The sequence below is a fragment of the Candidatus Marivariicella sp. genome, assembly GCF_983056325.1.
The window spans coordinates 1-6,440 of record NZ_CEZOWA010000031.1; the positions used below are offsets into that span (position 1 = coordinate 1).

The 6,440-nt window shown below is 30.6% G+C and carries 6 protein-coding genes and 1 pseudogene; all 7 read left to right on the plus strand.

The window, feature by feature from the left end; translation table 11 throughout:
* Nucleotides 1–182: pseudogene (locus AC3ATN_RS08165) on the plus strand (SAM-dependent methyltransferase); the annotation flags it as partial.
* A gap of 75 nt (nucleotides 183–257) precedes the next feature.
* Nucleotides 258–1,145, plus strand: a complete 888-nt coding sequence (locus AC3ATN_RS08170) for a DMT family transporter (protein ID WP_487532784.1) — start codon at nucleotides 258–260, stop codon at nucleotides 1,143–1,145.
* 101 nt (nucleotides 1,146–1,246) lie between these two features.
* On the plus strand, nucleotides 1,247–2,668 hold the full coding sequence (locus tag AC3ATN_RS08175; RefSeq protein ID WP_487532785.1) for a DUF4832 domain-containing protein: 1,422 nt from the start codon (nucleotides 1,247–1,249) through the stop codon (nucleotides 2,666–2,668).
* A 123-nt stretch (nucleotides 2,669–2,791) separates the two neighbouring features.
* A complete protein-coding gene (locus AC3ATN_RS08180; RefSeq protein WP_487532786.1) occupies nucleotides 2,792–3,874 on the plus strand; it encodes a serine hydrolase domain-containing protein in 1,083 nt (360 codons plus the stop codon).
* Nucleotides 3,852–4,985: an alkaline phosphatase family protein gene (locus tag AC3ATN_RS08185; RefSeq protein WP_487532787.1), complete on the plus strand. Its 1,134-nt coding sequence runs from the start codon at nucleotides 3,852–3,854 to the stop codon at nucleotides 4,983–4,985. Before AC3ATN_RS08180 ends, AC3ATN_RS08185 begins: the two co-directional genes overlap by 23 nt.
* A 193-nt stretch (nucleotides 4,986–5,178) precedes the next feature.
* Complete coding sequence (locus tag AC3ATN_RS08190) at nucleotides 5,179–5,331, plus strand: glycine zipper domain-containing protein (RefSeq protein ID WP_487532788.1); 153 nt, start codon at nucleotides 5,179–5,181, stop codon at nucleotides 5,329–5,331.
* Nucleotides 5,332–5,429: 98 nt separating this feature from the next.
* Nucleotides 5,430–6,356, plus strand: a complete 927-nt coding sequence (locus tag AC3ATN_RS08195) for a serine hydrolase domain-containing protein (protein ID WP_487532789.1) — start codon at nucleotides 5,430–5,432, stop codon at nucleotides 6,354–6,356.
* Nucleotides 6,357–6,440 lie beyond the last annotated feature (84 nt).

Consider the following 6,440-nt stretch of genomic DNA (forward strand, 5'->3'; position numbering starts at 1 on the left):
CATTAGATTCGTATAATTTATCTTGGATGAGTAAAATGGAGATTAAGCAAATAGATTGGTCAAAAAGTATGGAAAAAGAATTTTGGAAATATGTTTTTGGTATTATAATACATAAATTAAAATATTTATTTAACAAAAGGACCTCTCATGGTGTGATGACTATTGTCGCAGAACGAAAATAATTTTCATTCAAAATATTAAATTTTAATAATCACTTTTCCTGAAAAATGTTGATTTTTGTACAACAAAAAAAATAAATGTCAATTACATTTAAAAAATGGTCTTATTTATTATTGCTCTCTATAATTTGGGGCAGTTCGTATATCCTAATTAAAAAGGGTTTAGTTGGTCTTACGCCAATTCAGTTAGGTTCTTTTCGAATTCTATTTACAACAATAATCCTTTTACTTTTTGGAGTTGATAAGCTTAAAAAATTAACTAAAAATCAATGGAAATGGCTTGTTCATACCGGATTTTATGGTACTTTTTTTCCAGTTTTTTTATTTGCCTTTGCAGAGACTGAAGTTGATAGCTCTGTTACTTCAGTTCTAAACGGTTTAACTCCTTTATTTACTCTATTATTTGCATTCTTTTTTTATCAGATTAAAATCAAGAAAAAGCAAGTTCTAGGAGTTTTAGTGGGTTTAATTGGAACTCTTTTATTAGTTTTTCAAGAGTTTTCATTTAATAACTCAAATGATCCAAAATATTCATTATTAGTTGTTTGTGCCTCTTTTTTTTACGGAGTTAATGTGAATATTTTAAAAAATAAACTTTCGGACGTGTCACCGTTAGCGATAGCACAGGGAAATTTTTTGATGATTGCTCCCGTAGCTTTTTTTATTTTACTCTTTTCCAATTTTAATTGGGTTGGTTTTTATCATAATGAAGCAATTATTTTATCCCTTGGATATTTATTAATACTATCTCTTCTTGGAACTGCCTTAGCAAAAGTTATGTTTAATAGATTACTTGAATTGTCCTCAGCTGTTTTTGCAGTTTCTATTACATATCTTCTTCCAATTGTTGCTATAGGTTGGGGTATTTTGGATGGGGAAAAATTTGGTGGCTTGCAGTGGCTTGCTGCTCTTTTAATAATATTCGGTGTTTATTTAGTAACTGAAAAAAAAATATCTAAAAATTAACAATGATTATTAAAACTCTTAATGATTCAAACCTATTACATAATATATTTAGATGAGTTTTAAATATTAATATATTTGATTCAAATTTTCAATTAATTTAAATGAAAAATATAAACTTATATGTATTAAGATTTTTAATCTTAACATTTCTATTTTCTTGTAAAAAAGATTCCTTGCCCAATAATGATATAGATAATGAAGAGATATCCGATGTTGTATTAATTGATCATATATTTAATAATAATGATGGACCAGATAAAAACCCCTTAAAAGGATTTAATTCCGGCTGGTGGAATGATGAGGATTATGCATCAGTGGGTTTCCAATATTTGAAATGGAAAGATTTTGAACCTGTAAATGGAGTATTTGATTTTAGTTATGTTGAAGACGTAATTTCCAGGCCAGGAAGTATTGGGAGGCATTTAATTTTAAGACTTTATTGTGATTGGTATGGGGAAGAGGAGTCTTCAGATGGCCCCGAATGGCTTTACTCTGAAATGGGGGTTGCGCGACTTCAAAACGATAATGGTAAATATGTAACAGATTTTAATGATCCGAATTTCATTAATGAATCCATTCAAGCGATAGAGCAACTAATAAGTTATTTTGATAATGATCCCAGAATTTATTCTCTCCAAATTGGTATCCTGGGTTATTGGGGGGAGTGGCATACTTTTGGATTTGGTGAGCCTTTTTATATAAATGAAAGCTCAAAAAATAAAATATTAAAGACGTATAAAGACAATGCAAATTCATTAAAAATTATGGGTCGTTATCCATGGCGTGAACCCTTATCCAATACTGGTAGTATTGGCTTTCATAACGATTATTTTATGCCACATGATCATAGTGATAAGTTTGATGAGGCAGTAAATGATAATAATCTCTGGCTGGAAGGTCCTATTGGAGGAGAGGTTCCTCCCCAAATTTTAAATACAGAATACGATGAAATGTATTCTACCTCAAGAGGTTTAAATATGATAGAAAAAGGACATTATTCAACAATGAAATCTCAAGCACCTCCTTGTAATGAATTTCCAAATGGTGAAAATTGTAATGGTTTTAAATTGATGCACAAGAAGATGGGCTATAACTATCAAATTCAAAATGCAATCTTTGCTGAATCTATTAATAGTGATCAAGAATTAGCCATTCAACTTGAGATAAAGAATATTGGAGTTTCTCATATGTATTATAATTGGGATTTACAGTTCGCCCTTCTTGATCAAGATGACATCCCTGCAGAAGTTTATGATGTGGAATTTGATCTAACTAAAGTTTTCTCAACGAAATCTTTTAATATTAGAAAAACAGTTAATAATATTTCTAAAGGAAATTATAAATTAGGAGTTAGAATTATTCAGCCAATGGCAGACAAACCCAAGAATCTGTCTTGGGGATTAGATCCCAGAAACACTTATATACTTTTTTCTAATGAGATTGAAGTTCTAGAGGGTTCATGGAAAAGCGATAACTCTTTAAAAGGGGGTTGGTCTATACTTGGAAATATAAAAGTTAATTAGGAAGATAAAACAAAAAATCATTCCAAATAATCTAGTATTGGATTGATTTCTTTTATAACTTACTACAAAACATAAAATTTCTCAACTAATAATTACTTTTTAACAAGTAAAAATTAATTTATAATGAAAAAAAAATTCCAATTTATTTTCGGGTTAATCTTTTTAGTATTCATTGGGTGCTCATCAAATGAGCAATATTTCGAGGAAAAAATAAAGGTAGATCAATTTATTTCAAATACTCTTAAAACAAATAATTTACCGGGTATTTCGGTAACAATTCTCAAAGATGGAAATAATATTTACTCCAAAGGATTTGGTTACGCAGATATTGATAAAAAAACAAAAATTTCGCCTTCTAATACAAGATTTAGAATTGGGAGCTTTTCAAAAACAATGGCTGCTTCTGCTTTAATGAAATTAGTTGAGGAAGGAAAAATTGATTTGGATGCTAGTATTTATGATTATGTTCCAGATTACCCCAGAAAGAGATGGGAATTTACATCTAGGCAAATTGCTGGACATCTTTCTGGAATAAGAAGTTATAAAGATGGTGAAATGATGATTAATAAAAACTTTTCAAATGTTAAGGAATCTTTGAATATTTTTAAAATGGATTCTCTTTTGCATAAACCAGATACAAAATATCATTATTCCACCCACGCCTGGTCACTACTTAGTGTAATAATTGAAAATAAATCGGACGAACCATTTTTAGATTATATGCAAGCCAATGTTTTTGATATACTAAAAATGAATAATACCCACGCAGAAAAAAAGGATTTAATAGATATAGAAAAAGTCACTTATTATGTAATAGATTCTACCGAAACAATGGTGGTTGGTCCTGAAGTTGATAACAGTTGGAAGTGGGCTGGGGGAGGATTTATATCCACTACAGAAGATATAGCAAAATTTTTATTAGCTCATTCAGACTTCAAATATTTAACTAAAAAAAGTTTAACTGAAATGACTACCCCTCAAAAAAATATTTATGGAGAAAGTACTAGTTATGGTATAGGTTGGCGAACACGTTACGATAAAAACAATAACATTTTGCTTGGTCATACTGGAGGATCAGTAGGAGGAACTACTTTTGCTTTTATGGCCCCCCATTCAAATACAATTATAGTTATAACAACCAATTTGTCGGGGGCTAGTTTTGGGGATCTACCAAATAATTTATTTGAATTATTCACTAATATCTGAAGCGAACCAAAACAGCATGAATATAAATAGGATTTTATTATTTGTAGTATTTTTACTTTGTGGTATAACTCAAAAATTTAATGCTCAGACTGAAGATTCTTCCAAAATTATATTAATTACTGTAGACGGTTTTCGCTGGCAGGAACTTTTTAAAGGAGCCGATAAAGACCTTATATCAAACAATCTTTATGTTCAAAATCCCGATCAGCTCAAAGACAATTTCTGGGACGAAACTGTATTTGAAAGGAGAAAGAAATTGATGCCTTTTGTATGGAATTCAGTAAATGAAATAGGACAAATTCATGGGAATAGATTGTTTGGAAGTAAAATGAACCTCACCAATGAATATTGGTTTTCTTATCCTGGGTACAATGAAATTTTAACTGGAGAGGCAGATAAAAAAATACAGAGTAACAATAAAATAAACAACCCCAACAAAACCATTTTAGAACTTGCTAATAATCATCCAGATTACAAAGGAAAGGTTGGTGCATTTGGGAGTTGGGATGTTTTTCCGTTTATCATAAACGAAGAACGCTCTGGTGTTAAGGTTAATGCAGGATTTAAAATGGCCGAGGGAGTTGATCTGACTAGTAAGGAGAAATTTTTAAATGGATTACAGACAAAAATTCCGAAACCTTGGTATTCAGTTCGACACGATGCTTTCACTCATTACTATGCATTGGAGTATATGAGAAGAGTACATCCAAATTTAATTTATATTGCATATGGTGAAACAGATGATTTTGCTCATGACGATAATTACGAGGCTTACTTAAAATCTGCCCATACCACTGATTCCTTTATAAAAGAAATATGGGAATTTGTTGAAAGTGACCCATTTTATAAAGGAAATACAACACTAATTATTACGACTGATCATGGAAGAGGAACCAAACCTATTGATAAATGGACAGCTCATGGTAAGGATATAATTGGTGCCGATCAGGTTTGGGTAATAGCTTTTGGAAAAGGGGTAAGACCGACGGGAGAAATTAAGGTGCAAGAGCAATTATATTCAAATCAAATCGCAGCGTCAATCGCCGAATTATTGAATATAGAGGTGGACAAAACCAGAGTAGGGGTAAAATTCGAATTTATAGCTAATTAATGTTTGACGTGGTTAATACTATTTTACCTTCTGGAACAGAGTTTTTCACTATCTTGATTTCATTCACTACATTTCTTTTGTGGTTAAATTGAAAAAACTTGATTAATTAAACATTGTTATATCTAAGAAAATAAAGGTTAGATAACAAGGTGCATAATAAAAAAATATCCAAAAACTATTATAAATTACAAGTATGAAAGAATCTAAAACAGCAATAGGAGCAGGAATAGGTTTACTTGCTGGAATTATAATTGGTAGTGTTACTGATAATGTTGGATTGTGGATTGCATTAGGTTTATGTTTTGGTGCTGGTATTGGAAATGTATTAGAAAAAAAGAAAAAATAATCAAACTAAACCACCGGCATATCCTCTTCTTTTAAATCAGGTATTTCTAGTCCTCTATAAGGGGAGTATAAGGTTTAGTTAATTGTTATATTTGGGATGTGAAAAAACTAATTCTACTATTACTGTTTATTCCACTTGTTTCTTTTGGGCAGTCTAGCAGTTCAATTAACGAGCAACTAACACAAGATTTACTTAGTATATATGCACAAAATCATATTGTAGGATTCTCAGTTGCCATTGTAAACCAAGATAAAATATTATACACAAAAGGGTTTGGTTATTCTGATAAACTTAAAAACAAAGCTTATACAGAAAACACCATTCAAAACATTGCTTCAATCTCTAAAACCTTTATAGGTATTTCGCTACTAAAAGCACAAGAATTAGGCAAACTCAATTTAGATGACCCCATAAATAACTATTTACCTTTTGAGGTTATAAATCCAAAATTTCCAAACACAGCTATAACAATCAGACATTTAGCAACACATACTTCAAGTATAATTGACCCCTCTAGATATGAGAAAAATGGATATGTTTTAAAAGAAATAAATAATAATGGTAAAAAAATCAACAGCAATTTCCGTCCTTCAAATGAATTGATGACCTATGATGAATTTTTAAAAAAAATATTGAGTAAATATGGGGAATGGTACAAGAAAAAATACTTTTTAAGAAAGAAACCTGGTACATTTTTTTCATACTCTAACATTGGTGCAGGTTTAGCTGCTTTGGTCATAGAAAATGCTGTTGGTAAGCCTTTTAATTTATTTACAAAAGAATACATTTTTGAGCCCCTTAAAATGTCAAGCACGGGCTGGTTTTCAAGTGAAGTTGATTTCACAAATCATACAAAGCTATATGCGAATACAAAAACAGAATTAGCTTTTTATAATTTGGTTAATTATCCAGACGGCGGACTGATCACTTCATCAAATGACTTGGGTAAATATCTTATCGAATTAATTTCAGGCTATAATGAAAACGGATTAGTTCTTAGCAAAGAGAGCTATAATGATGTATAACCTAAACCACAGGCATATCTTCTTCAGTTGGATAATATACCCATATAGCGAAGCGCTTCCAAAAAGGAAAGTGGATTTATTTAG

Excerpts from the sequence above, each read along its gene's own strand:
- AC3ATN_RS08170 (WP_487532784.1), top strand. The coding sequence starts at position 258 with ATGTCAATTACATTTAAAAAATGGTCTTATTTATTATTGCTCTCTATA.
- AC3ATN_RS08175 (WP_487532785.1), top strand. The coding sequence starts at position 1,247 with ATGAAAAATATAAACTTATATGTATTAAGATTTTTAATCTTAACATTT.
- AC3ATN_RS08180 (WP_487532786.1), top strand. The coding sequence starts at position 2,792 with ATGAAAAAAAAATTCCAATTTATTTTCGGGTTAATCTTTTTAGTATTC.
- AC3ATN_RS08190 (WP_487532788.1), top strand. The coding sequence starts at position 5,179 with ATGAAAGAATCTAAAACAGCAATAGGAGCAGGAATAGGTTTACTTGCT.